The organism is Aliiroseovarius salicola (assembly GCF_027891095.1).
In the GTDB taxonomy this organism is placed as follows: domain Bacteria; phylum Pseudomonadota; class Alphaproteobacteria; order Rhodobacterales; family Rhodobacteraceae; genus Aliiroseovarius; species Aliiroseovarius salicola.
Window position 1 is genome coordinate 35,436 of sequence record NZ_JAQIIO010000001.1, and the last position, 23,817, is coordinate 59,252.

Genomic DNA, 23,817 nt, shown 5'->3' on the forward strand with positions numbered 1-23,817 from the left:
CTTTCCGATAAGGGGGCATGATTGATGATCTGCCCATCCATGACGCCATTCCTGATCTTCTTGCTGCTCTGGAACAGGCGGGACGCGCGGTGTTGATGGCCCCTCCGGGAGCGGGCAAGACAACTGTCGTTCCGCTGGAAATGCTCGCAGCGGGGGCGTTTGACGGGCGATTGATCATGCTCGAGCCGCGTAGGCTGGCGGCGCGTACCGCCGCCGAACGCATGGCGCAGACACTGGGGGAGCGTGCGGGCGAAACGGTGGGCTATCGCATTCGCGGCGAGGCAAAGGTTTCGAAAGCCACCCGGATCGAAGTCGTCACCGAAGGGATCCTGACCCGGATGCTGCAATCCGATCCCTCACTTGAGGGCGTGGGCGCGGTGATTTTTGATGAATTTCACGAACGCTCCTTGGTGGCGGATCTTGGACTTGCGCTGACTTGGGAAGCAATGGGCGCGCTGCGCGATGATCTGAAGCTTGTCGTGATGTCTGCCACGCTTGATGCTGATCCGGTGGCGCGCCTTTTGGACGATGCGCCGATTGTGCGCTCAGAAGGGCGCGCCTTTCCGGTGGAAACGAAGCATTTGGATCGGCCTCTGGCCAAGGGTGCGCGGATCCCCGAGGCAACGGCTGATCTGGTTCTTCAAACGCTGCCACAGACAGAGGGCGGCGTTCTGGTGTTTCTGCCTGGCGAAGGGGAAATCCGCCGTTGCGAAACCGCCTTGAAACGGCGGCTGCCCGCAGACTGCCATTTGCACCCGCTTTTTGGCGCGATGGAGTTTGCGGCCCAGCGTGCCGCAATCCAACCCGCCAAGAAAGGCCGCAAGATCGTGTTGGCCACGGCCATCGCCGAAACCTCGCTGACCATTCAGGATATTCGGGTGGTGGTCGATGCCGGGCTTGCACGCCGCGCCCGGTTTGATCCGGGGTCCGGCATGTCACGGCTGGTCACCGAACGGGTGTCCAAAGCCGAAGCCACCCAGCGGCAGGGCCGCGCCGGGCGGGTGGCCGAGGGAACCTGTTATCGCCTCTGGACCAAAGGCGAAGAAGGCGGCCTGCCCCCCTTCCCGCCCGCCGAAATCGAAACCGCCGACCTTGCCCCCCTGGCACTGGAGCTTGCCATGTGGGGCAGTACGGACGGATCCGGCCTGGCCTTTCTCACCCCCCCCAACTCCGGTGTTCTGAGCGAAGCACAGGCTCTGCTGGTTGACCTCGGTGCACTCGACACGGACGGAAAGATCACCAATCACGGGCGACAGCTTGCCCGCCTGCCGATGCATCCACGTCTGGGACATATGATGGCCACAGCCGGGAAACCCGCGGCTCCGCTGGCGGCGCTTTGGGTGGATCGCGATCCGCTTTCGCGCGGGGTGGATCTCGACCTGAGCTTGCGACTTGATGCGATCCACGATCCCAAGGGCTTTGCCCGGAGGCGCGGTTTGCAATCCAACAGAGGAGCGGTTGAGCGGATCCGGGCTGAGGCCAAACGCCTTGCACGCATGGTCACACACACATCTGAATTCACCGACGCGCAAATGGCGGCGCTGGCCTATCCTGACCGGGTGGGCCTTCGCCGCCCCGGTGACATCCCGCGCTTTGTTTTGTCAGGCGGCAAGGGCTGCGTGATGGATGAGGTCGCCTCACTGGCGGGCACCCGCCTGATTGTCGTCACCGACACCGATGGCAACCCGCGCGAAGCAAAGATACGTCAGGCCATCCAGATCAGCGAAGGTGAGCTGCGCGAGATCTTTGCAGGTCAGATCGTCTGGCACGACCACTGTGAATGGTCGAAACGAGACGGGCGCGTGGTGGCGCGGCGGCAGGAACGGTTGGGTGCGGTTGTTCTGGATGACCGGATCTGGAAAGACGCGCCCCCTGCCTCCATCGCCCACGCAATGCTGGATGGCGTGCGCGACATGGGATTGCGCCTGTCAGATGCCGCGAAACGCTTTGTGGCGCGGGTCGAGCTGGTGCGGACGGGTGGTACGGATCTTCCCGACATGACCGAAGCTGCCCTGATGGACACTCTTGAAGACTGGCTCCTGCCCCATCTGACAGGTGTGAAAACCACCGCAGACTGGAAAAAGTTTGATGCGCTTGAGGCACTGCGCGCGCGGCTTGACTGGAACCAGATGCAGGCGTTGGATCAAGCTGCCCCTGCGCATTTCACCACACCTTTAGGCCGCAAAGTACCCATCGACTATTCCGGCGAGACGCCGGAAATTGAAATCCGCTTGCAAGAAATGTTCGGCGTGACCCGACACCCCACCGTGGGCCGCACGCCACTGCGCGTCACCCTGCTCTCGCCTGCGCGCCGCCCCGTGCAGACCACGCTCGACATTCCCGGTTTCTGGGCCAACTCCTATGCGGATGTGCGCAAGGACATGCGCGGACGCTATCCGAAACACCCCTGGCCCGAAGACCCAACCCAGGCGGATCCAACCTTGCGGGCAAAACCCCGTTCCAAATAGCACATTGTATCGCACCGAGGGATGCTGGCCGCTGAGATCCCCCTTCTCTTTTCCTTGTTCCAAATATTCTGGGGGAGGGTCCGCCTAATAGGCAGGAACGGGGGCAAAGCCCCCGTCAGGCTCACGAAGTGAGCCACCGGACGCACCATGCAAATGACATGCCCCTTTCCGCCGCCACACCCTGTTGTGAGGCAAAAGGTTGCGGTTCAAAAGCGCGGCCATTGGGTTGAAGTTTATCCACAGACCCCTTATTTCCCACCGATACGCAGTAAAAATACAATAAACAGGCCGTTCCCGAACCAACCATGCCACCAATGCTGAAATACGCTTGGGATGAATTTGTATTCCCTATGTTCCGCCGCCCGCGCCGCGCGCAGGTGGCTGCATTGTGCTATCGGGGCAATGGAGATGAGAAAGAGGTCCTCTTGATCACATCGCGTGGCACCGGTCGCTGGATCCTGCCCAAGGGCTGGTTGATGGAAGACAGGCCCGCCTCCGAAGCCGCCGCTCAGGAAGCCTGGGAAGAGGCCGGTGTGACAAAGGGCAATCTGAACGAGACGCCTGTCGGGGCCTTTTCCTATGACAAGGAACTTGAGGATGGCGCCATTGCCCCCTGCGAGGCCACCGTCTTCCAGCTCAAGGTCAAGGAACTGACCGACGACTTCCCGGAAGCCAACGAGCGCAACCGCACTTGGGTGCGGCCGGATGAGGCGGTGAAGATGGTGAACGAGCCTGGCCTGAAAAAGCTGTTGCGCAATTTCTGACTTGCTTTGAAGCCTTCTCTTCTAAGCTTCTGTCGTTCGGGAGCTGCGTGACAATTTGCTTTTCCCCTCACACGCAGAATCCCTTGCATTTGCACCGTCGACCCGCTAGCGCAGCCAGAGAATGTAACGTCTGCGCGACGGATTTATGACGCCCCTCAATAGAATCGGGCAAAATCCGTTCTCGCATGATCGGGCCAGAGACGAGAGGGAACCGGGCCATGACAAAGACAACGAAAGGCCGTCAGTGGCGCTCGCTGGACAAGGATCTCAAAAGGATCAGCCAGCTTGAATATGCTGCACAATATACATCGCGCCCTCTGGTGGGCATGGGCATTGCGCTGGCATTCATCGTGATAGCTGCCCTTGTAGCTGCAATCTTCTTCGGATCAACACCAACCTCGTTTGTGGTGGTAATGGCAGCCGCGTTCGGTGCCTACATGGCAATCAACATCGGCGCCAATGATGTTGCCAACAACATGGGTCCCGCCGTGGGGGCAAATGCTCTGACCATGGGTGGCGCCATTGCGATTGCCGCGATTTTCGAAAGCGCTGGCGCGATGCTTGCAGGGGGCGATGTTGTGTCGACCATCTCGAAAGGCATCATTGATCCGTCTGGCTTTTCTGAAGTGCGCGTCTTTGTCTGGGCGATGATGGCAGCGCTGATCTCATCCGCGCTTTGGGTGAACCTTGCGACCTGGATCGGGGCACCGGTCTCGACCACTCATTCGGTTGTGGGGGGCGTGATGGGCGCCGGTATCGCAGCGGCGGGTTTCGCCGCCGTGAACTGGCCGACCATGGGCAAGATTGCCGCCAGCTGGGTGATTTCTCCGGTTCTTGGGGGTGTCATTGCCGCCCTTTTTCTGGCGTTCATCAAGGTCAAGATTGTCTATCAGGATGATAAGATCGCAGCCGCGAAACGTTGGGTTCCGGTGTTGGTTGGCATTATGGCAGCCGCCTTTGGCACCTATCTCGCCATCAAGGGTTTCAAACGTATCATAAAGATCGATCTGGTGACTGCGCTGATGATCGGAGCTTTGGTTGGCGGCGCGGCCTATGCGATTTCGGCTCCGCTGATTGCAAAACAGGCTCGAGGTCTTGAGAACCGCACCAAATCTCTGAAAACGCTGTTTGGCCTGCCACTGATCTTCTCGGCTGCGATGCTGTCCTTTGCGCACGGCGCCAATGATGTGGCGAATGCGGTCGGTCCTCTCGCGGCCATTGTGCATGCCGAAAGCGTGGGTGATTTTGCCGCCAAGGTTCCGATCCCGGTCTGGGTGATGGTGATCGGTGCCTTCGGTATCACCTTCGGTCTGGTGTTGTTTGGCCCGAAACTGATCCGCATGGTGGGCAGCCAAATTACCAAACTCAACCCGATGCGCGCCTATTGTGTAGCCCTTTCGGCCGCCATCACCGTGATTGTGGCCAGCTGGCTGGGCCTGCCCGTCAGCTCGACCCATATCGCTGTTGGCGGCGTGTTTGGTGTTGGTTTCTATCGCGAGTGGCACATGGAGCGCCGCCTGCGCAACAATGTGGCCAAACGTCCAGACGCAAAGCGCCTGGGTGCCGAGGAGCGCCGCCGCCGCAAGCTGGTCCGTCGTTCGCATTTCATGACAATTGTGGCCGCCTGGGTGATCACCGTCCCGGCCGCTGCGATCCTGTCCAGCGTGATCTTCTTCATCCTGAACTCGGTCGTCGGCTGATCATCTTCAGACCCTGAAACACCAAAAGCCGCGCTCACCAGCGCGGCTTTTCATTTGAAACGACACAATTTTCACGATGGCGATTGACCAAACCACCACTCTGCCAGCTGTGCCCCTGCCCCCAACGCCAGAATTCCAATCAGGTAAAAGATCAGCATGATCAGCAGCACCAGCCCCGCAAGGCGGATATATCGCATGATCCAATACCGCGCATAAATCCCTCCGAACCAATAGGACCAGAGACCTGCCACCAGCAGCGCTCCGAACAGCGGATCCCCAAGGGCTTGGGAAAAGGGAGAATAGGGTTCAAAACTCATGCGGGACACTGGGGTTGAGGTGGCGCCTACCGCTGGCAGAAATACAAAAAAAATGCACTTAAACAGGGAATGAATAAAACACGAGGAACCGTTTAATACTGGCAGGTCTGCGCAACAGAAATCCCGGCCACCTCAGGGTCAGAATAAACCCGGAACGCGACACAAATTAAGACGGGTGGACCAAAAAAGCCCACCCGTCACATCTTTATCACGTGATGGTTGTTTTACTTATCCAAACACCAGCGCATCACCGCCTTTTGGGCGTGGAGCCGATTTTCGGCTTCGTCAAAGATCACTGACTGCGGGCCGTCCATGACCGAATTGGTGACTTCTTCCTCACGGTGCGCTGGCAGACAATGCATGAAAAGCGCGTCGTCTTTGGCGGCCTTCATCAGATCATCATTGACCTGATAGGGCCGCAGCAGGTTGTGGCGGCGTTCGCGCGCCGACGGCGCATCATGCATGCTGACCCAAGTATCGGTCACAATCAGATCCGCATTTTTCACCGCTTTTGTCGGGTCGCGTTCGATCTCAACCGCGACACCAGCCTTACGTGCCTCATCCACAAAGACCTGCTCGGGGTTAAGCACTTCCGGCCCGGTGAAGGTCACATCAAATCCAAACTTGCCCGCGGCGTGCAGGAAAGATGCGCAGACATTGTTGCCATCCCCGGCCCAGACCACTTTCTTGCCTTCGATCGAGCCGCGATGCTCTTCATAGGTGAGGATATCAGCCATGATCTGGCATGGATGCGAACGGTTGGTCAGCCCGTTGATCACCGGCACATCGGCGTATTCCGCCATCTCCAGCAGCGTGGCCTCTTCAAAGGTACGGATCATGATCAGGTCCACGTAACGCGACAAAACACGAGCGGTATCGGCCACGGTTTCCCCATGACCGAGCTGCATCTCAGAGCCGGACAGCACCATGGTCTGCCCGCCCAACTGGCGCACACCCACGTCAAAGCTGACGCGGGTCCGGGTCGAGGGCTTTTCAAAAATCAGCGCCACCATGTGATCTTTCAGCGGCAGATCACTGTCAGGCGTGGCCTTGGGCAAACCCTTGCGCGCCTGTTTCATGTCATGCGCGGTGGAGAGCATGGTTTTCAGGTCCGCAATGTCGGTTTTGTTAATGTCGAGAAAATGGGTCATGCGTCCTGCTCCTCTTGAGCGGCAATGGCGGTTTCAACGGCCTCGGCCGCTGTATTCAACCGCTCCAGCGCGGCGTTGATGTCTTTGTCGTCGATGTTCAGCGCAGGCAACAGGCGCAGCACATTGTCGCCTGCTGGCACCACCAGAACATCGGCGTCATAACAGGCGGACAGCACGTCGGTGTTTGGCGCCTTGCATTTGAGGCCCAGCATCAGGCCCGATCCACGCACGCTGTCAAAGACCGCGGGATGTTCGGCCACCAGCCCTTCGAGTTTCTGACGCAGAAGCCCCGCCTTGCGGTTTACCTCAGCCAGGAAGGCTTCATCCGACACGATCTCCAGCACCTTGCCGCCCACTGCGCAGGCCAGCGGGTTGCCGCCATAGGTCGATCCGTGCGTGCCCGCCACCATGCCCGAAGCCGCATCTTCGGTGGCCAGAACCGCGCCCAGCGGAAAGCCCCCACCAATGCCCTTGGCAACCATCATGATATCCGGCACTACCCCGGCCCATTCATGGGCAAAGAGCTTGCCGGTCCGGCCCACGCCGCATTGCACCTCGTCAAATATGAGCAAAACGCCAGCCTCATCACAAATCTCGCGAATCTGTTTCAGATCCGCATCCGACACCGGGCGGATACCCCCTTCGCCCTGAACGGGCTCGATGATTACCGCGGCGGTGGTGTCACTGATCGCGTCTTTCAACGCGTCCAGATCCCCAAAGGGAAGATGCGTGAACCCGGGCAGGAGCGGCCCAAATCCGGTGGTGAGCTTCTCGCCACCTGCCGCGGCAATGCCCGCTGACGACCGGCCATGGAACGAACCCTCAAAACCGATGATTTCGACGCAGTCATGATCGCCTTCGTCATACCAGTATTTACGTGCCATCTTCACCGCCAGTTCACAGGCTTCGGTGCCCGAGTTGGTGAAAAACACGGTGTCTGCGAAGGTCTTCTCGACCAGCGCATCCGCCAGCGCCTGCTGGCCCGGGATCTCATACAGGTTCGACACATGCCACAGCTTTGCGGCCTGATCCGTAATCGCTTCGACCAGTGCAGGATGGGCGTGCCCCAACGCATTCACGGCGATGCCTGCGCCCAGATCCAGATATCGCTCGCCCCCATCCGTGACGAGCCAGCTGCCCTGGCCCTCAGCAAACGCAAGGGGAACACGGTTATAGGTCGGCAAAAGCGACGGGATCATGGTCATTTCCTTCTAGGATACAAGAAAGCCCTTTGGTGCCGTGTGGCGGGCCTCAAGTCAACAATTTCAATTGGTTTGGAAGAGATGCGCCAAAATGGCGCGGATCAAGCGAAAGCGGACGTCAGGCGCAAGTGCGTCGGCGTCGGTCAGCAGCGCGAAGGCCGCGAATTGTATTGGTCCGTTTGATCATGCGCCGGGATGTAGCTTGCAACACGCATTCTGTCCAGTCATTTCAACTCCCCCTTTCGCTTGCACGGACTGCGCGATAGGCAGGAGAGATGGAAACGCGCCAAGACCCAGTTGCCGCTGCAGGGTTCATCCTGCTGGCCTCGGCTCTCATTGCCGGAACGACCCTGCTTGCCAAACTGGCAGGGCAGGACCATCTGGGTGATCCGCTGCATCCTTTGCAGATCAGCCATGGACGGTTCCTGTTTGCCTTCATTGCCATCAGCTTGATGGCAGGCGTGTTGCGTCCACGCTTCTCGCGCCCCGCTTTGGGCCTGCACGTGGCGCGCTCGGCCTCAGGCTGGGCTGGAATATCGCTGATGTTCGCCGCGGTCACGTTCATTCCGTTGGCGGATGCCACGGCGATCAGCTTTCTCAACCCGATCATCGCCATGGTACTGGCGATCCCGCTGTTGGGCGAGCGGGTTGGCCCATGGCGCTGGGGTGCGGCGGCAATTGCCCTTGTCGGTGCCTTCGTTCTGATCCAGCCCGGCACTGGAAGCTTTCACCCCGCCGCCCTTCTCGCGCTTGCTGCCGCCTTTATCATGGGGTTCGAGATCACCCTGATCAAACGGCTGACCGGGCGCGAGGCCCCGTTGCAGATCCTTTGGTTCAACAACGCGATCGGCTGCACCATCGCGACTATTGCCGTGCTGTTTGTCTGGCAGACACCCAGTGCCGGGCAATGGATCGCGCTGGCTTGTCTTGGCACCATGATGGCCACAGCGCAGGCCTGTTTCATTCAGGGCATGAAGCGGGCGGATGCGAGCTTTGTTGCCCCGTTCCAATATGCGACGTTGATTTTTGCGGGGCTTTACGACTTTGTGGGCTTTTCCGCGATTCCCGCTGCAACCAGCATCTTGGGCGCCGGGATCATCATTGCTGGTGGTGTGATCCTGGCCTGGCGTGAGACCCGAGCAACACGCCGCCCAATACAAGCGCGCTAATGGCTTGTATCCCGCGCCGGGGTGACTAATATAAGCCTTCGTGAATTCACGGGGCTGACGGGCCCTGACAAACGTGGGCCTCTGGCCCGGATAAATCGTGGGCCTATGGCCCAACAGACCGAAAGACGGGAAAATACATGTCCTGGACCGACGAACGCGTTGAGATTCTGAAAAAGATGTGGGGCGAGGGGCAATCAGCCTCGGTGATCGCCAAAGAACTGGGTGGCGTGACCCGCAACGCAGTGATCGGCAAGGTGCATCGCCTTGGCCTGTCAAACCGCACCGGCGGTGGTGGCAAGGCCGCGAGCAAGGAAAAGGCTGCTCCAAAAGCGGCGGCCAAACCCAAGGCCGCGCCCAAGCCCAAACCCGCACCCAAGAAAGAAGCGGCCCCCGCCAGCGAGGCGCCGGCTGCCGCACCAGCGGCGGAAAAGCCGGCTGTGCCCGCCCGCAAACAGATCATCCCGGCCGGCCAACCCCTGCCGCCGCAACCCTCGGCCAACGAGGTTAGCCCGGAAGCGCTGGCCAAGGTCAATGAGATCGAAAAAGGGGCCAAGAAGCTCAACCTGATGGAGCTGACCGAAAAGACCTGCAAATGGCCGATCGGCGACCCGGCCACTGAAGAATTCTGGTTCTGCGGTCTGCCGGTCCAACAGGGCAAACCCTATTGCGAGGCCCACGTGAGTGTGGCCTTCCAGCCGATGAGCTCGCGCCGCGACCGCAAGCGGTAATCGCTGTAACAACAGAAATTCAGAAAGGCGTGGGCATGTCCCGCGCCTTTTTTATGGTCCAAATTCTGGATGTGATTGAGGGGGCGCTGCCCCCGCCTTCGGCCCCCCGGGATATTTAAGGCAAGAGGAAGGCGGCAGAGCCGGAAACATGCTATACTGCGGCAGGATCTGGACGAAGGAACCCATCATGCAGCTCGGCACGTTTTCCCTAAGCCTCACGGTAAAGGACATCGCGGCATCGCTGAAATTCTATCAGGCGCTCGGATTTAGGCAGATCGGCGGTGAGATGGATCAGAACTGGGTGATCGTGCAAAATGGTGACACTGTGATTGGTCTGTTTCACGGGATGTTCGAGCGCAATATGATGACCTTCAACCCTGGCTGGTCGGCACCGGGTGTAAGCGCCGAAGAGTTCGACGATATCCGCACCATCCAGAACCTGTTGCAAGAGGGCGGTATCACCCCCTCCAGGCCTGTTGATCCGGATGGTACTGACCCAGACCACCTGCTGATCACCGATCCTGACGGCAACACGATCATGCTTGATCAGCACGTGCCAAAACAGGAGTGACGGCTGAGTGTCTGCCCGAAGGTCACTCTCCTCCACAAGAAGCAGATCAGAGAATCCCCTTTATTGCCTGACCGGATGCCGCTATACGGCCCGCCATGACTGACGCCATCAACCCGCCCAACCTCCGCCCCGACCTGGCCCCCAAGGCCCGGATCACTGACCCCGTTCGTGACGGACAGCCAAAGATCGGCATGGTCTCTCTTGGCTGCCCCAAAGCTCTGGTGGACAGCGAGCGGATCCTGACCCGGCTGCGCGCCGAAGGGTATGCGATCAGTCCGGATTATTCCGGCGCCGACGCGGTGATCGTAAACACCTGCGGGTTTCTTGATTCAGCCAAGGCCGAAAGCCTTGAGGCCATCGGGGAAGCGCTGAACGAAAACGGCAAGGTGATTGTGACCGGCTGTCTGGGCGCAGAAGAAGATTACATTCGCGGCACCCATCCCAGCGTGCTGGCCGTGACCGGTCCGCACCAATATGAGCAGGTTCTGGATGCGGTACATGGCGCGGTGGAACCGTCACCAGATCCGTTTGTCGACCTGCTGCCAGCCTCTGGCGTGAAACTCACCCCGCGGCATTACAGCTATCTGAAAATCTCGGAAGGCTGCAATCACAAGTGCAAGTTCTGCATCATCCCTGACATGCGCGGCAAGCTTGTGTCCCGCCCCGCCCACGCGGTTGTGCGTGAGGCCGGGAAACTGGTGGAAGCGGGCGTCAAGGAACTCTTGGTGATTTCGCAGGACACCTCGGCCTATGGGGTTGATATCAAACACGCGGAAGAGCGCGGCCATCGGGCCCATATCACCGATCTCGCCCGCGATCTTGGGGCGCTTGGCGCGGGTAAAGACCTGTGGGTGCGGATGCACTACATCTACCCCTACCCGCATGTGCGCGAGATGATCCCGCTGATGGCGGACGGGCTGATCTTGCCCTATCTCGACATTCCGTTCCAACACGCCCACCCCAACACGCTGAAACGCATGGCGCGCCCGGCGGCGGCTGAACGTACGCTGGACCGGATTGCAGAGTGGCGCGACATCTGCCCGGATATCACCCTGCGCTCGACCTTCATCGTCGGCTATCCCGGTGAAACGGAAGAGGAATTTCAGACGCTGCTGGATTGGATGGACGAGGCGCAACTGGATCGGGTTGGCTGCTTCAAATACGAGAACGTCGATGGTGCACGGTCAAACGCCCTGCCAGATCACGTCCCCGCCGAGGTAAAACAAGAGCGGTGGGAGCGGTTCATGGAGAAGGCGCAAGCGATCTCCGAAGCAAAACTCGCCGCCAAGGTCGGCCAGACCATGGATGTGATCATCGACGACATCGACGAAGACGGCATCGCCACCTGCCGCACCAAGGCGGATGCGCCCGAGATCGACGGGAACCTGTTTATTGACGAGGGGACCGAGGGGCTGAAGGTTGGTGAGATTGTGAGTGTTGAGGTGGATGAGGCTGGGGAATATGATTTGTGGGGGCAACTACGATAGAGTTTGTAGATGAGCAGAACGAACTGGCGAGACCAGCTACCTTCGATGAAATGGTTCAGGAGCTGGCATTCTCTGTTTGATGTAGAGCAGAAGCTATGGCGAACTGTCGACAAACTAGAAGAAGTAGCTGGTGGACACTTTGCTCGACACGCTGAACGCACCCATAGCCAACTTCGTGATGAAGTCCTGCCTACTGTCCAGTTTGCGAAAAAGCTCTGTTCACTGCCAAATCATTGGGACCAATCAATTGAGTTGCGCTTTTGCCTCGATAACGGCAAAGGCGGTGAGGTCGAGTTCGATGCAGAATACCGCTGGCATTCTTTACAACCGAATTTCAAAGCGTCGTCTTTGGGCAGAATAGAAGTTACAAGAGTAGGCGTAGAATTCAAGAAAGACAAAGACAGAGATTTTGCCTGGCAAAAAGCCGAAACGCCTGAAGAACACCTTGCGCTCGTACATGCCAAGGATTCAGAAACTTGGCCTCTGATCCGACAAGAGATGCTAGATTCCGTAAATAAGAAGCTTGCGAACAAGAGGTACTCCGAAAACACAGCTCTGCTGCTCTACGTAGATTGTGATGAAAGCTGTAATTCTATCAATTGGATTCGCCATCATGATCAGAACTTCTTCTCATCGCTTTGCGATCAAACCCGAGGTTCTTTTTCACACCTTTTCGCATGGGGGCCGTCCTCTGGGGTGTTTTTCAAAGACCTGACAAAGCCTAGCGCCTCACATTAGCTGGGTAGGAAGCACCCTCCTTCGGGGAGGGTCGTGCGCTGCCCCGCCTACAGCCGAGAGATACAGAAGACATAAACGACCAATACGAAAAACGCCGCCCAAAAGGGCGGCGTTTTCGTTTCCAATGTGCGGTCAATCACGCGTCTTGCAGCGGCGCCACTTCAATCTCGCGTTCCACCCGGGCTTTCATCGCGCGTGCGGCGGCGTGGGAGGCGGCCAGCGTGGTGAAATAAGGGATCTTGTCCATCAGGGCGACGTTGCGCATCTGGCGGCTATCGTTCACCGATTGCGCGCCGTCGGTTGTGTTCATCACCAGTTGCACGTCACCGTCTTTCATGTGGTCGACGATGTTGCGGCCCGGCTCGTAGAACTTATTCACCTCTTCCGCTTCGATGCCATTTTCCTTGAGGTATTTGGCGGTGCCGCGGGTAGCGATGATCGCAAATCCCAGATCTTTCAGCATCTTGGCAGTTTCAACAAGTTGCTCAGACTTGTCGGATTCTTTGATCGACAGGAACACTTTGCCTTCGCTCGGCAACACGGTGCCTGCGCCAAGCTGTGCCTTGAGGAAGGCCATGGCAAAGCTTTTGTCCGCGCCCATCACCTCACCGGTTGAGCGCATTTCCGGCCCAAGCAGCGTGTCGACACCGGGGAAGCGGGCGAACGGCAGAACGGCCTCTTTCACTGCATAGGTGTCGATCTCAGGATCCACCAGATCAAAGGCGTCGAGCTTCTCGCCCGCCATGACCCGTGCCGCAATCGAGGCAATCGGGCTTTGCACTGCTTTCGCCACAAAAGGCACGGTGCGCGACGCGCGCGGGTTCACTTCGATCAGATAGATCTCGTTATCCTTTACCGCGAACTGGACGTTCATCAGGCCCACCACGTTCAGCGCCAACGCAAGCGCTTTGGATTGCTCACGCAGACCAAGGATAATTTCCGGCGAAAGCGAATAAGGCGGCAGCGAACAGGCGCTGTCGCCCGAGTGCACGCCGGCCTCTTCGATGTGTTGCATGATGCCCGCCACATGGACCTTTTCACCGTCCGAGAGTGCATCCACGTCGACTTCAACGGCCCCTGCCAGATAGCTGTCGAGCAGCACCGGGCTGTCGCCCGACACCACAACGGCTTCGGCGATGTAACGCTCCAACTGGGCCATGTCGCGCACGATTTCCATCGCACGGCCACCCAGCACGTAAGAGGGGCGAATGACCAGCGGGAAGCCGATGTCTTCGGCGATGGCCAGCGCTTCGGCGTCGGTGGACGCAATGCCGTTCTTCGGTTGCTTCAGGTCAAGCTGGTTCACCAGCGCCTGGAACCGTTCACGGTCTTCGGCAAGGTCAATTGCGTCCGGCGTGGTGCCGAGGATCGGAATGCCTTCTGCTTCAAGCGCGTTTGCCAGCTTCAGCGGGGTCTGACCACCGAACTGCACAATCACACCATGCAGGGTGCCGTTTTCCAGCTCTTTGGTCAGGATTTCCATCACATGCTCAAAGGTCAGCGGTTCGAAATACAGACGGTCCGAGGTGTCATAGTCGGTCGAAACCGTCTCGGGGTTGCAGTTGACCATGATGGTTTCATAACCCGCATCGGTCAGTGCAAAACAGGCGTGACAGCAGCAGTAATCGAACTCGATCCCCTGACCGATCCGGTTCGGGCCACCGCCGAGGATGACCACTTTCTTGCGATCCGACGGGCGGGCCTCGCATTCCACTTCGCCCATCATCGGGGCTTCGTAGGTCGAGTACATATAGGGCGTCTGGGCCTCAAATTCGGCCGCGCAGGTGTCGATGCGTTTGAACACCGCATTCACACCAGCCTTACGGCGGGCATTGCGCACATCGGTTTCATCAAACCCGGTCAGCTTGGCCAGACGGGCGTCCGAGAAGCCAAGCATCTTGAGCTTGCGCAAACCGGCGGCGTCCGAGGGCAGTCCGCTTTCTTTCACGGCATTCTCGGCATCCACAATCTCGCGGATCCGGTCGAGGAACCACGGGTCGAATGCGGTCACGCGCTGGATTTCGTCGTTCGACAGACCAAAGCGCATGGCTTGTGCAATTTTCAGGATGCGATCCGGGCGCTGCTCGGAGATTGCCTTGATGATCGCGGCTTCTTCCGGGGCACCGGGGATTTCGATCTCATCAAAGCCGGTCAGGCCGGTTTCCATCGAAGCGAGTGCCTTTTGCATCGATTCGTGGATGGTGCGGCCGATCGACATCACCTCACCCACCGATTTCATTGCGGTGGTCAGCTCGGGCTTGGAACCCGGGAATTTCTCGAATGCAAAGCGCGGGATCTTGGTCACGACATAGTCGATGGTCGGTTCAAACGAGGCAGGCGTGACTTTGGTAATGTCATTGTCCAGCTCGTCGAGCGTATACCCCACGGCGAGTTTCGCAGCGATTTTCGCAATCGGGAAACCGGTGGCTTTTGATGCTAGCGCGGACGAGCGCGACACGCGCGGGTTCATCTCGATCACGACCATACGGCCATCTTCCGGGTTCACCGCCCATTGCACGTTCGACCCGCCGGTTTCCACACCGATCTCACGCAGCACGTTGATCGAGTGCGTGCGCATCAGCTGGTATTCCTTATCGGTCAGCGTGAGCGCCGGGGCCACGGTGATCGAGTCGCCCGTGTGCACGCCCATCGGATCGACGTTTTCAATGGAACAGACGATGATTGCATTGTCGGCGGTGTCGCGCACCACCTCCATCTCGTATTCTTTCCAGCCCAGAAGGCTTTCATCGACGAGGATCTGGTTCACCGGGCTCGCATCCATGCCGGTGCGGCAGAAATGTTCATATTCTTCACGGTTATAGGCAACACCACCACCTGTTCCACCGAGGGTGAAGGCGGGGCGAATGATGGCCGGGAGGCCGATGTCTTCCAGCGTTTCCAGCGCGATTTTCACACCTGCATCAAGGTCGGTTTTGCCATTCTGGTTGGTGGGTGCGGTGACGATGGTGGCGCGGGGATTTTCAATACCCAAGCGGTCCATTGCCTCGCGGAACAGTTTGCGATCCTCTGCCATTTCAATCGCGTCACGCTTGGCGCCGATCAGCTCCACATTGAACTTCTCAAGCACACCGAGGTCATCCAGTTCCAGCGCGGTGTTCAGACCGGTCTGACCGCCCATGGTCGGCAGCAGCGCATCGGGACGCTCTTTCTCGATGATCTTGGCCACCACTTCCGCGGTGATCGGCTCGATATAGGTCGCATCTGCCATATCCGGGTCGGTCATGATGGTGGCCGGGTTCGAGTTCACCAGAATGACGCGGTAGCCTTCTTCGCGCAGGGCTTTACAAGCCTGAGCGCCGGAATAGTCGAACTCACATGCCTGACCAATGATAATGGGGCCCGCCCCGATGATCATGATGGAATTGATATCGGTTCTTTTAGGCATGGGGTCCCCCGTCGGCAGGTCAAGGCAGAGTGTACGCGCGAGTCTGCCTCACACGCAAATTGTCCTGCGTTATAGTGATCGGAAGTCGCAACGCAAGCCCCCAATGCACCTTCTCCTCACCTATTGAGCAAACCGGGGGCTGAAGAAGGGGGTGACGGAGGGATGTGAGAGCCGACGGCCTGGTCTTTTGCACGTGCCAACATCCAAACCACACCAAGGAAGAAACTCAGGGCCGCTATTATCTGGTAAGCCGAGAGAAGGATGCCTTGCTCCAATCCCGCCAACATGCTGAAGGCTGTGTAGGACCAGACCATGATTGCAATCACGTTCACCAACACCGATTGCCAGCCAGGCTGATATCCGATCAGGCCGGGCAACAGGATCAGCGGCAAGATCATATAGTGAGACCACGACAGCGGTGCGGCGAGAATGAGCAAAAGGGACATGGCCAGAAATCGCAGGAACAAACGTGGATGCTCTGGCAGATGGCGCGGCAATCGCCAGATCATCAAAGTGCCCACCACAAGGGTCAGTTTCCCGGCCCAACCGATCCACACCGGGCGCGGCTCTAATTCAGGGGACGCCATGAGCAGATCCAAATTGCCCAAGAAGAGACCTCTTATGTGATAAAGTCCAAGTTCCAGAGTGACATTCAGTTGTGACACCAAGAGGCCGGCGTTGGCATGATAAAGTTTGGTCAGAAACGCCTGATGCAAGGGCCAGCCCGCAACTGCGACGGACAAAAGTGCCAGCGCGACCCCCGTCAAGACAAACCCCGCCACGGACCGCCAGTTTCGGTCCATCACAAACAAAACCACGAAAAGCAGCGGCATCATCTTCACGGCGGCGGCAGCGGCTAGCAAAGCGCCTCCCAGCATCCGATACTCCCGTGTCACGCACCAAAACGCGGCCACGGTCAACAGGGTGACCAGCACATGAGGCTGACCGTACAGCAGCAGGATTTGAGGCGCAGCCGTCAACAAAAGCCCGGCGGCGGCAATCAGGGAGTAGAGCATGAATCCCGGCCCGCCGGTCTGGGAAGTTCTCAACCCGCGACTGGTCCAGTCCCAGATCATCAACGCACAAGCGACCAATCCCAGCACGTTCAGAACCAGAATTATCTTGGCAAACTCCAGATACTCCAGAATCGGGGTAAGCGGTGCCAGAAGCCCGGCCCAAAGCGGTGGATAGACATATGGCATGATCTGCTGTGGATGGCCGCCAAAGGCGATTGCAAGCGCTTCCCATTCAGCTGGATTATGAACCCAGAGAAAGCTGTCAACCGGACCGTACACCAGATCCATCTGCCCCGATTGAAAGAAATGAGCTGCGAAGTAGACGGCGGTCAGGTCAAGCGGCCACGCCCCCCAAAAGCGGTACAGGAGTTGGGCGGCCAAAGCGGCCCAGATCAGCGTTCCAATCATGCGGTCGGATTGCCCCGTCACGAACCACCTGTTTCCATTTTCATCAGTCGTGCCTGCCCGGATTTTTCTGAATTGCAACAGCTCCGGTGTTCTGACAACTATACCGCGCAATCCCCTCGGCGCAAATCCCGCAAAAGGACTTTTCTCGTACCGGGCACCCTGTTCCTCTATCGCCGACGCGTAAAACTTCGACAAAGTGGCGCATTCTGCCCTTCACCCTGCGCACCACGATCTATAAAGGCCAGCGCGAGAGCAAAAGGACCGCACGTTGCAGTTAAGATTTGACCAAGGCCCGGAAGGTGATGCCATCCAGTTTGCCCGCCCGATCGATGTGATTGAGGCGATGGGTCCGGATGAGGTCCCTGCTGCGCTCGCCGCTTTGGATCTGGCCCGCGCGAACGGGCATTGGTTGGCAGGGTACGCCAGTTATGAGCTGGGCTATGCGCTGGAACCGAAGCTTGCGCCCTTGATGCCGGAAAACCGTCGCCTGCCGCTTTTACGTTTCGGAGTGTATGAAAACCCGGTGCCGGCCACCCCGCTGCCCGAAGGCGAGGCCGGGTTGGGGGCGTTGAAACCACAATGGACATCCACCCGTTATCGCAGCGCTTTTGATCAGGTGCATGAGGCGATCGGGGCCGGTGACATCTATCAGGCCAACCTGACCTTCCCGATCACCTGTGACGCCTATGGCGATCCGGCGGCACTTTACGCCACCCTGTCTGCCCGCCAGCCCGTCTTACACGGGGCAATGGTGCAGCAGGACGGGTTTCCCGACCTTCTGTCCCGCTCGCCCGAGCTTTTCTTCCGCACCGATGCGGAGGGACGGATTGAAACCCGCCCGATGAAGGGTACCCAGCCGCGCTCGGTTGATCCGGAGGAAGATGCGGCAAATCGCGATTTCCTGATCCACGACGAAAAGAACAACGCCGAAAACCTGATGATCGTGGACCTTCTGCGCAATGACATCTCGCGCGTGGCCAAACCGGGTTCTGTGCATGTGCCCGAGCTTTTCCGGGTGGAAAGCTACGCCACCGTGCATCAGATGGTGTCGACCGTGGCTGCGGAACTGGCTGACGGCGTCGCGCTGTCTGACATCCTGACGGCACTGTTTCCCTGTGGCTCAATCACCGGGGCGCCGAAGATCCGCGCAATGGAGATATTGCGCGAACTGGAGCCCAACCCGCGCAACATCTATTGCGGCACCATCGGCTGGGCGGCACCGGATGGCGCATCCTGCTTCAATGTGGCCATACGCACGCTTATGATTGAAGATGGCGAGGCCACGCTCAATGTTGGGGGTGGCGTGGTCTGGGACAGCACCGCCCTGTCGGAATATGAGGAAGCCCTATGGAAAGCCCGCTATGCCGAAGCATTACGGATCTTCCCGAGCGAACCCAACTGATCGAAACGTTTGCGCTTGGGCCGGATGGGGTGGATCGGCTGGATCTGCACATGTCACGGATGGCGCGATCGGCCGACGCTCTGGGATTTGAGTTTGATGAACCCAAAGCGCGCGTTCTGGTGTCAGGAACAGACGCATCCGAACCGCTGCGCGCGCGCCTCACCCTTTCGCGGGACGGGATGTTGGATCTGAGCACCGCCCCCATGCCCGCCCCGGCAACAATGTGGCGGTTTGCAATCCATGACACGCGATTGTCGTCACATGATCTCTTGCTGCTTCACAAAACGACCCAGCGCGAACTTTACAATTCTGCCCGCGCCGCCCTGCCCTCAGACATAGACGAATGGGTTTTCCTCAACGAACGGGATGAAATTTGTGAAGGCACGATCACCAATATCGCTGCGCGCATCGAAGGCAGGTGGCTGACCCCACCACTGGCGTCCGGCTGCCTGCCGGGCACCTTTCGTCAACACCTTCTGAACCTCGGCGAGATTGAGGAGGCAGTTCTGCATCCCTCAGATCTGCATCGCGCAGAAGAGATCCACCTGATGAACGCTTTACGCGAGCGGATCCCTGTCCAGCTTGTTTCGTAATCACACCGCGACCCGGAAAACCGCACCTATGATCTGATCAACCTGCGTTTCCAGGCGTTTCCCGCAGCGTTCCGCCCAGCGGACGCAGGATCGCAAATGCCAAAAGCAGGAACAAGATTGGCACATACACCATCAGATGCAGCATGACATGCAGTTCGGCCCACAGCTGCGCTTCGAGCAAGAACCACATGACCGGAAGATTGAAGGCCAGAAGGAAGCCGAGATATTGTCCGATCCCCACCCGTGTCCATTGCAACACCAGTGCGGGCATCAGGTAGGCCGGAAGCAGGAAGTAGTGCACCCAGGCGAGTGGTGCGGCCAAAGGCACCAGAAGAGCCAGCGCATAAAGCTGCGCCCCGACCCGCTCATGGCGTGGCATCTTGCGGGTACACCACCAGATCGCCGCCAAGCCAGCCACAAAGATGGGTTTCACAATCACCTCGACCCAGACCGGACGCGGCACCACATGCTCGGCGCTGTCATAGACCGGAGCGGTCCCACGGATCAGGTCGATGAGCTGATACAGGTAGGCATCCAGTGGAACACCAACATTGGACATGAACAAAAGCCCGTTCAGCGTGCTCATCTTGCTGAAGAACGTGTCATGCAACGGCCAGCCCATCCATAGAATGCTTACGGCAAGTCCCCCAAGCGAGGCCACGGTAAATGTAATCAGCGCCTTCCAACTGCGATCCCAGAGAAAGACAATCGCAAAAGCCGCCGGGGTAATCTTCAGGCAGGCCGCAAGCGCCAAAAACAAGGCGCCGCTCATGTCGGATCCTGCCTGATATCGCTCAAACGCCAACAGGCAGAGGAAAAACACCAAAAGCTGCATCTGCCCCAACACCAGTGCAAAGTTAGACTGCACGGTGATCGCAAGGATTGGCAGGCTCATCAGCATCCAGACCGGCAAGCTGGTCAACCGGCGCCCCACCAAACGCCATGCAAGGAAAACCGATCCATAAAGCAGGGCAATATTGATAAAAAGCAGGGCTTTCATTGCGGTGCGCGGGGACATGAGGTCCGCAATCGGCGCCATCACTGCCGCAGTCCAGGGCGGGTAAAGGAACGGATAGGTCGCCACATTGCTTTCCCCAAACAACGCCAATGCCTCGGCCCAGCGTTTGGGGGTTTCCGGCCCGATCACGTCAGAGGGGCCAGCATAGATCTGGTCCAGTTCTCCGAGCCCATAGAAATACCCGGCGAAATAATAGGCGCTGAAATCCGCAGACCAATTGCTCCAGAACGTCATCAGGAAATAGAGCGTGGCCCCGAGATAAAGGAGCACCACAAATTTTCCTGCCCGCGCACCGGTCAGCAGCGAGGCAACCGGTTCGGTCGCCTGCACGGGGTCATACCCCTGCGCCTCACCCGGGCTCTTTTCATCAATTGACGTCATGAATTCTTCTCTGCTCGAAACGCCTATAGTTGCGTCATCCTACCGTTTGCAGAGCTTTCTTGCCAAGTAGAATGCAAAATCGCCCCCTTCTGCTTGACTTTCACGCCAGAGACTAGTGTATCAGCCTGAAGTTCAGAGGCCTCCCCGAAGAAAGGGTGAATTCATGCACGCATATCGCAGCCACACCTGCGCCGAGCTCAACAAATCCAACGTGGGCGATACCGTTCGCCTGTCCGGCTGGGTCCATCGTGTCCGTGACCATGGCGGGGTGTTGTTCATCGACCTGCGCGATCATTACGGCATCACTCAGGTGATCGCCGACGGCGACAGCCCGGTGTTTGCCGAGCTGGAAAAGGTCCGTTCCGAATGGTGTATCCGCATCGACGGCAACGTGCTTCAGCGTGACGAAAGCCTCGTGAACCCGAACCTGCCAACCGGCGAGATCGAAGTCTTTGTGCGTGACCTCGAAGTTCTGGGCGACGCGGGTGAGCTTCCGCTGATCGTATTCGGCGATCAGGAATACCCGGAAGAGACTCGCCTGAGATACCGTTTCCTCGACCTGCGCCGCGAGCAGATGCAGGACAACATGAAGCTGCGTTCGGACGTGGTCATGTCGATGCGCAAACGCATGTGGGACGCCGAGTTCCGCGAGTATCAGACCCCGATCATTACTGCATCAAGCCCTGAAGGCGCGCGCGACTTCCTCGTGCCGTCACGCCTGCACCCGGGCAAGTTCTATGCCCTGCCACAGGCGCCGCAGCAGTTCAAACAGCTGATGATGGTCGCAGGCTTTGACAAGTATTTCCAGATCGCGCCGTGCTTCCGTGACGAAGACCCGCGGGCTGACCGTTCGCCCACCGACTTCTACCAGCTCGACATGGAGATGTCTTTTGTCGAACAACAGGACGTGTTTGACACGATCCAGCCAGTGCTGCGCGGCGTGTTCGAGGAATTCGGCGGTGGCCGCAAGGTCGACACCAACTGGCCGCAGATCTCCTATAAGGACGCGGCCCTGTGGTATGGCTCCGACAAGCCGGACCTGCGCAACCCGATCAAGATGCAGGTCGTGTCCGAGCATTTCGCCGGCTCCGGCTTTGCGATCTTCTCCAAGCTGCTGGAGAACGAAGGCACGGAAATTCGTGCTATCCCGGCCCCGAAAGGTGGTTCGCGCAAATTCTGTGACCGGATGAACAAGTTTGCCCAGCAAGAGGGCCTGCCGGGCATGGGCTATATCTTCTGGCGTGATCAGGGTGAAGGCATGGAAGCCGCCGGTCCGCTGGCCAAGAACATTGGCCCCGAGCGCACCGAAGCGATCCGTCGCCAGCTGGGGCTGCACGTGGGAGATGCCGCCTTCTTCCTCGGCGGCAAGCCGAAAGCCTTTGAAAAGGTCGCAGGTCGTGCCCGTGACGTGATCGGCGAAGAACTCGGCCTGACCGACAAAGATCGTTTCGCCTTTGCCTGGGTCGTCGACTTCCCGATCTATGAACAGGACGGGGAAACCGGCAAGATCGATTTCGAACATAACCCGTTCTCGATGCCGCAAGGTGGTATGGATGCGCTGAATGGCAATCCGCTGGACGTGCTGGGCTATCAGTATGACCTGGCTTGTAACGGGTATGAAATCCTGTCCGGCGCGATCCGGAACCACAAGCCCGAGATCATGTTCAAAGCCTTTGAACTGGCCGGATACGGCAAGGAAGAAGTTGAAAAGCGCTTTGGCGCTCTGGTCAACGCGTTCCAATACGGCGCCCCACCGCACGGTGGCTGTGCCGCTGGCGTGGACCGGATCGTGATGCTTCTGGCCGATCAGGAAAACATCCGCGAAGTGATGATGTTCCCGATGAACCAACGCGCGGAAGACCTGATGATGGACGCGCCCAGCGTGCCAGACAACGAGCAACTGCGTGAATTGCATCTGCGGGTCATCCCGCAGGAGTGATCTTGCATCGGTGTTGAAACAACAAAGCCCGGGTCCAGTGCCCGGGCTTTTGTTTTGCATGGTTTGCGAGTTGATCACAGATGAGGTGGAAACGCGCGCTTTGCAGGCACTTGGATCCAATCAGACCTTGGTGCCATCGGCATCCAACAGCTGCTCTGGTGTGGGCAGGCCATTTGCTACCGCATCGCCCGGAACCACAAACGACAGTGCAATGGCAAGCATCAACATCATTACGCCGATCGACAGAACGGCCCAGTCAATAACGGCATTGCCGTATTCGTCATCAGCAAAGGCTTTCAAAATCGTCTTCATTGGCCAATCCTCTCCGCATCTAGGTGTCGCAAAAATATTCAGGACATCCGTCGCATTGATTAAAGCTCGCATGGAATTGGGGCGGGAATATGAACCTGTTTGGGCAAAAGCAGGCTATCCGGCGGCAAATTGGGTTAGAGATACTGGTTTGCCTTATCACCAAATAAACAATCAAATGCGTTAGTTGTGGCAGGTTTGCGTGCGAATTTCAGGGCGCCAGTAAGGCCTGCATCCCCATGACGGCCTTTGCAACGACCGCATTTATGCAAAGGCATTTCAATGCGTTATCGCTCACAAAGCGCGACGTTCAGACAGGCGTTTCTCTATTAGTCCTGCAACCCGATCATACCGCTGACGCAGCTCGGTGTGGGTTGCCCCGCCTCTTGCCAGATCATCAGCGGCGATTTGCAGCTTTTCATCATGCGCTGTGCGCGCAACCCCGCCAAGAAACCGTGCAATGTACCCAATTTCTGCGGCATCCGGGTCATCCCGCATGATCTCGGCCATGTGGCTTAAATCATCCTGTAACGCCATCTCATCCGGATGCACCACATCGCTGGGCAACTCACGTAGCCCTTTTGGACCTTCGCCCTGCGGCAGCAGGTCCAGCACTGTTTGCTGGAAGACGGCAAGGCTTTCCAGCGGTTTGGTCATGAACCGATCCGCCCCCGCCTTGAGCGCCGCCGCATGAGCCCCGTCATCACCACTGATCGCAAGGATCACCGATACCCGACAGGTTTCCATTGCCAGTTCCCTGATCAAATCGGCCCCCGATCCATCCGGCAGCCCCATATCCACAATCACGATGGTCGGGCGATAAACCCGCAAATGGCGATGCGCCGAGGCCAGGCTGTCCGCTCGCCGGATCCGCGCCCCGGATCGCAAACACAAAAGCCGGATGGCTTCCGACGCATATCTGCTGTCTTCAACCACCAGAACGGTCTTGCCTTGCAACGGACGGTCAGGGGTTGCGGGTTGGTTCATCATGAAGCGTTCGAGATCATCACTCATAGCAGCGATTCCTTTCCCTTCCCACGAAAGCGAAAA

The 23,817-nt window shown here is 58.4% G+C and carries 19 protein-coding genes; 11 read left to right on the forward strand and 8 right to left on the reverse strand.

Translation table 11 applies throughout. From position 1 onward, the window contains the following. Positions 1 to 17: 17 nt before the first annotated feature. The 3 genes from hrpB to O2N63_RS00185 all read left to right on the forward strand — a co-directional run bounded on the left by hrpB (position 18) and on the right by O2N63_RS00185 (position 4,932). On the forward strand, positions 18 to 2,468 hold the full coding sequence (hrpB, locus tag O2N63_RS00175) for an ATP-dependent helicase HrpB (RefSeq protein WP_271051977.1): 2,451 nt from the start codon (positions 18 to 20) through the stop codon (positions 2,466 to 2,468). Positions 2,469 to 2,773: 305 nt separating this feature from the next. Continuing rightward, positions 2,774 to 3,232: an NUDIX hydrolase gene (locus tag O2N63_RS00180; protein ID WP_271051978.1), complete on the forward strand. Its 459-nt coding sequence runs from the start codon at positions 2,774 to 2,776 to the stop codon at positions 3,230 to 3,232. Positions 3,233 to 3,450: 218 nt separating this feature from the next. Beyond that, the gene (locus tag O2N63_RS00185) at positions 3,451 to 4,932 is read left to right on the forward strand and encodes an inorganic phosphate transporter (protein ID WP_271051979.1); all 1,482 of its coding nucleotides are present in this window, start codon (positions 3,451 to 3,453) and stop codon (positions 4,930 to 4,932) included. A gap of 71 nt (positions 4,933 to 5,003) precedes the next feature. Here O2N63_RS00185 and O2N63_RS00190 read toward each other — a convergent pair whose 3' ends face one another. The 3 genes from O2N63_RS00190 to O2N63_RS00200 all read right to left on the reverse strand — a co-directional run bounded on the left by O2N63_RS00190 (position 5,004) and on the right by O2N63_RS00200 (position 7,599). After that, a complete protein-coding gene (locus O2N63_RS00190) occupies positions 5,004 to 5,249 on the reverse strand; it encodes a hypothetical protein (RefSeq protein ID WP_271051980.1) in 246 nt (81 codons plus the stop codon). A 224-nt stretch (positions 5,250 to 5,473) separates the two neighbouring features. Continuing rightward, complete coding sequence (gene argF, locus O2N63_RS00195) at positions 5,474 to 6,400, reverse strand: ornithine carbamoyltransferase (RefSeq protein WP_271051981.1); 927 nt, start codon at positions 6,398 to 6,400, stop codon at positions 5,474 to 5,476. Next, entirely contained in the window at positions 6,397 to 7,599 is a 1,203-nt protein-coding gene (locus tag O2N63_RS00200; RefSeq protein ID WP_271051982.1) for an aspartate aminotransferase family protein, read from the reverse strand. Before O2N63_RS00200 ends, argF begins: the two co-directional genes overlap by 4 nt. Positions 7,600 to 7,877: 278 nt before the next feature. Here O2N63_RS00200 and O2N63_RS00205 point away from each other — a divergent pair, with 278 nt between their 5' ends. The 5 genes from O2N63_RS00205 (at position 7,878) to O2N63_RS00225 (ending at position 12,295) form a co-directional block, all read left to right on the forward strand. Continuing rightward, positions 7,878 to 8,771, forward strand: coding sequence for a DMT family transporter (locus O2N63_RS00205; protein WP_271051983.1), 894 nt, complete (start codon positions 7,878 to 7,880; stop codon positions 8,769 to 8,771). Between the two features lie 137 nt (positions 8,772 to 8,908). Continuing rightward, positions 8,909 to 9,499 (forward strand): GcrA family cell cycle regulator, encoded by a 591-nt coding sequence (locus tag O2N63_RS00210; RefSeq protein ID WP_271051984.1) that lies wholly within the window; start codon positions 8,909 to 8,911, stop codon positions 9,497 to 9,499. A gap of 187 nt (positions 9,500 to 9,686) precedes the next feature. Then, on the forward strand, positions 9,687 to 10,070 hold the full coding sequence (locus O2N63_RS00215) for a VOC family protein (RefSeq protein WP_271051985.1): 384 nt from the start codon (positions 9,687 to 9,689) through the stop codon (positions 10,068 to 10,070). A gap of 95 nt (positions 10,071 to 10,165) precedes the next feature. After that, positions 10,166 to 11,557, forward strand: coding sequence for a 30S ribosomal protein S12 methylthiotransferase RimO (gene rimO, locus O2N63_RS00220; protein ID WP_271051986.1), 1,392 nt, complete (start codon positions 10,166 to 10,168; stop codon positions 11,555 to 11,557). 9 nt (positions 11,558 to 11,566) lie between these two features. Beyond that, on the forward strand, positions 11,567 to 12,295 hold the full coding sequence (locus O2N63_RS00225; RefSeq protein WP_271051987.1) for a hypothetical protein: 729 nt from the start codon (positions 11,567 to 11,569) through the stop codon (positions 12,293 to 12,295). Between the two features lie 136 nt (positions 12,296 to 12,431). On the opposite strand, the gene carB is transcribed toward O2N63_RS00225, so the two are convergent. Further along, a complete protein-coding gene (carB, locus tag O2N63_RS00230) occupies positions 12,432 to 15,701 on the reverse strand; it encodes a carbamoyl-phosphate synthase large subunit (protein ID WP_271051988.1) in 3,270 nt (1,089 codons plus the stop codon). Positions 15,702 to 15,817: 116 nt separating this feature from the next. After that, positions 15,818 to 17,146 (reverse strand): glycosyltransferase family 87 protein, encoded by a 1,329-nt coding sequence (locus O2N63_RS00235; RefSeq protein WP_271051989.1) that lies wholly within the window; start codon positions 17,144 to 17,146, stop codon positions 15,818 to 15,820. Positions 17,147 to 17,393: 247 nt separating this feature from the next. Here O2N63_RS00235 and O2N63_RS00240 point away from each other — a divergent pair, with 247 nt between their 5' ends. Next, on the forward strand, positions 17,394 to 18,527 hold the full coding sequence (locus tag O2N63_RS00240; protein ID WP_271051990.1) for an aminodeoxychorismate synthase component I: 1,134 nt from the start codon (positions 17,394 to 17,396) through the stop codon (positions 18,525 to 18,527). Further along, positions 18,473 to 19,120, forward strand: a complete 648-nt coding sequence (locus O2N63_RS00245; protein ID WP_271051991.1) for an aminotransferase class IV — start codon at positions 18,473 to 18,475, stop codon at positions 19,118 to 19,120. Before O2N63_RS00240 ends, O2N63_RS00245 begins: the two co-directional genes overlap by 55 nt. 37 nt (positions 19,121 to 19,157) lie before the next feature. On the opposite strand, the gene O2N63_RS00250 is transcribed toward O2N63_RS00245, so the two are convergent. Then, a complete protein-coding gene (locus O2N63_RS00250; RefSeq protein ID WP_271051992.1) occupies positions 19,158 to 20,519 on the reverse strand; it encodes a glycosyltransferase family 87 protein in 1,362 nt (453 codons plus the stop codon). Between the two features lie 163 nt (positions 20,520 to 20,682). Here O2N63_RS00250 and aspS point away from each other — a divergent pair, with 163 nt between their 5' ends. Beyond that, positions 20,683 to 22,458, forward strand: coding sequence for an aspartate--tRNA ligase (aspS, locus tag O2N63_RS00255; RefSeq protein WP_271051993.1), 1,776 nt, complete (start codon positions 20,683 to 20,685; stop codon positions 22,456 to 22,458). Positions 22,459 to 22,578: 120 nt separating this feature from the next. On the opposite strand, the gene O2N63_RS00260 is transcribed toward aspS, so the two are convergent. After that, positions 22,579 to 22,770 (reverse strand): hypothetical protein, encoded by a 192-nt coding sequence (locus O2N63_RS00260; RefSeq protein WP_271051994.1) that lies wholly within the window; start codon positions 22,768 to 22,770, stop codon positions 22,579 to 22,581. Positions 22,771 to 23,061: 291 nt separating this feature from the next. After that, positions 23,062 to 23,781, reverse strand: coding sequence for a response regulator (locus O2N63_RS00265; protein ID WP_271051996.1), 720 nt, complete (start codon positions 23,779 to 23,781; stop codon positions 23,062 to 23,064). Positions 23,782 to 23,817 lie beyond the last annotated feature (36 nt).

Coding starts and splice junctions, on each gene's coding strand:
- O2N63_RS00200 (WP_271051982.1), bottom strand. CDS start 7,599: ATGATCCCGTCGCTTTTGCCGACCTATAACCGTGTTCCCCTTGCGTTT.
- O2N63_RS00265 (WP_271051996.1), bottom strand. CDS start 23,781: ATGAGTGATGATCTCGAACGCTTCATGATGAACCAACCCGCAACCCCT.
- O2N63_RS00190 (WP_271051980.1), bottom strand. CDS start 5,249: ATGAGTTTTGAACCCTATTCTCCCTTTTCCCAAGCCCTTGGGGATCCG.
- O2N63_RS00215 (WP_271051985.1), top strand. CDS start 9,687: ATGCAGCTCGGCACGTTTTCCCTAAGCCTCACGGTAAAGGACATCGCG.
- O2N63_RS00210 (WP_271051984.1), top strand. CDS start 8,909: ATGTCCTGGACCGACGAACGCGTTGAGATTCTGAAAAAGATGTGGGGC.
- rimO (WP_271051986.1), top strand. CDS start 10,166: ATGACTGACGCCATCAACCCGCCCAACCTCCGCCCCGACCTGGCCCCC.
- O2N63_RS00205 (WP_271051983.1), top strand. CDS start 7,878: ATGGAAACGCGCCAAGACCCAGTTGCCGCTGCAGGGTTCATCCTGCTG.
- O2N63_RS00225 (WP_271051987.1), top strand. CDS start 11,567: ATGAGCAGAACGAACTGGCGAGACCAGCTACCTTCGATGAAATGGTTC.
- hrpB (WP_271051977.1), top strand. CDS start 18: ATGATTGATGATCTGCCCATCCATGACGCCATTCCTGATCTTCTTGCT.
- aspS (WP_271051993.1), top strand. CDS start 20,683: ATGCACGCATATCGCAGCCACACCTGCGCCGAGCTCAACAAATCCAAC.
- O2N63_RS00245 (WP_271051991.1), top strand. CDS start 18,473: ATGGAAAGCCCGCTATGCCGAAGCATTACGGATCTTCCCGAGCGAACC.
- O2N63_RS00250 (WP_271051992.1), bottom strand. CDS start 20,519: ATGACGTCAATTGATGAAAAGAGCCCGGGTGAGGCGCAGGGGTATGAC.
- O2N63_RS00260 (WP_271051994.1), bottom strand. CDS start 22,770: ATGAAGACGATTTTGAAAGCCTTTGCTGATGACGAATACGGCAATGCC.
- argF (WP_271051981.1), bottom strand. CDS start 6,400: ATGACCCATTTTCTCGACATTAACAAAACCGACATTGCGGACCTGAAA.
- O2N63_RS00185 (WP_271051979.1), top strand. CDS start 3,451: ATGACAAAGACAACGAAAGGCCGTCAGTGGCGCTCGCTGGACAAGGAT.
- O2N63_RS00180 (WP_271051978.1), top strand. CDS start 2,774: ATGCCACCAATGCTGAAATACGCTTGGGATGAATTTGTATTCCCTATG.
- carB (WP_271051988.1), bottom strand. CDS start 15,701: ATGCCTAAAAGAACCGATATCAATTCCATCATGATCATCGGGGCGGGC.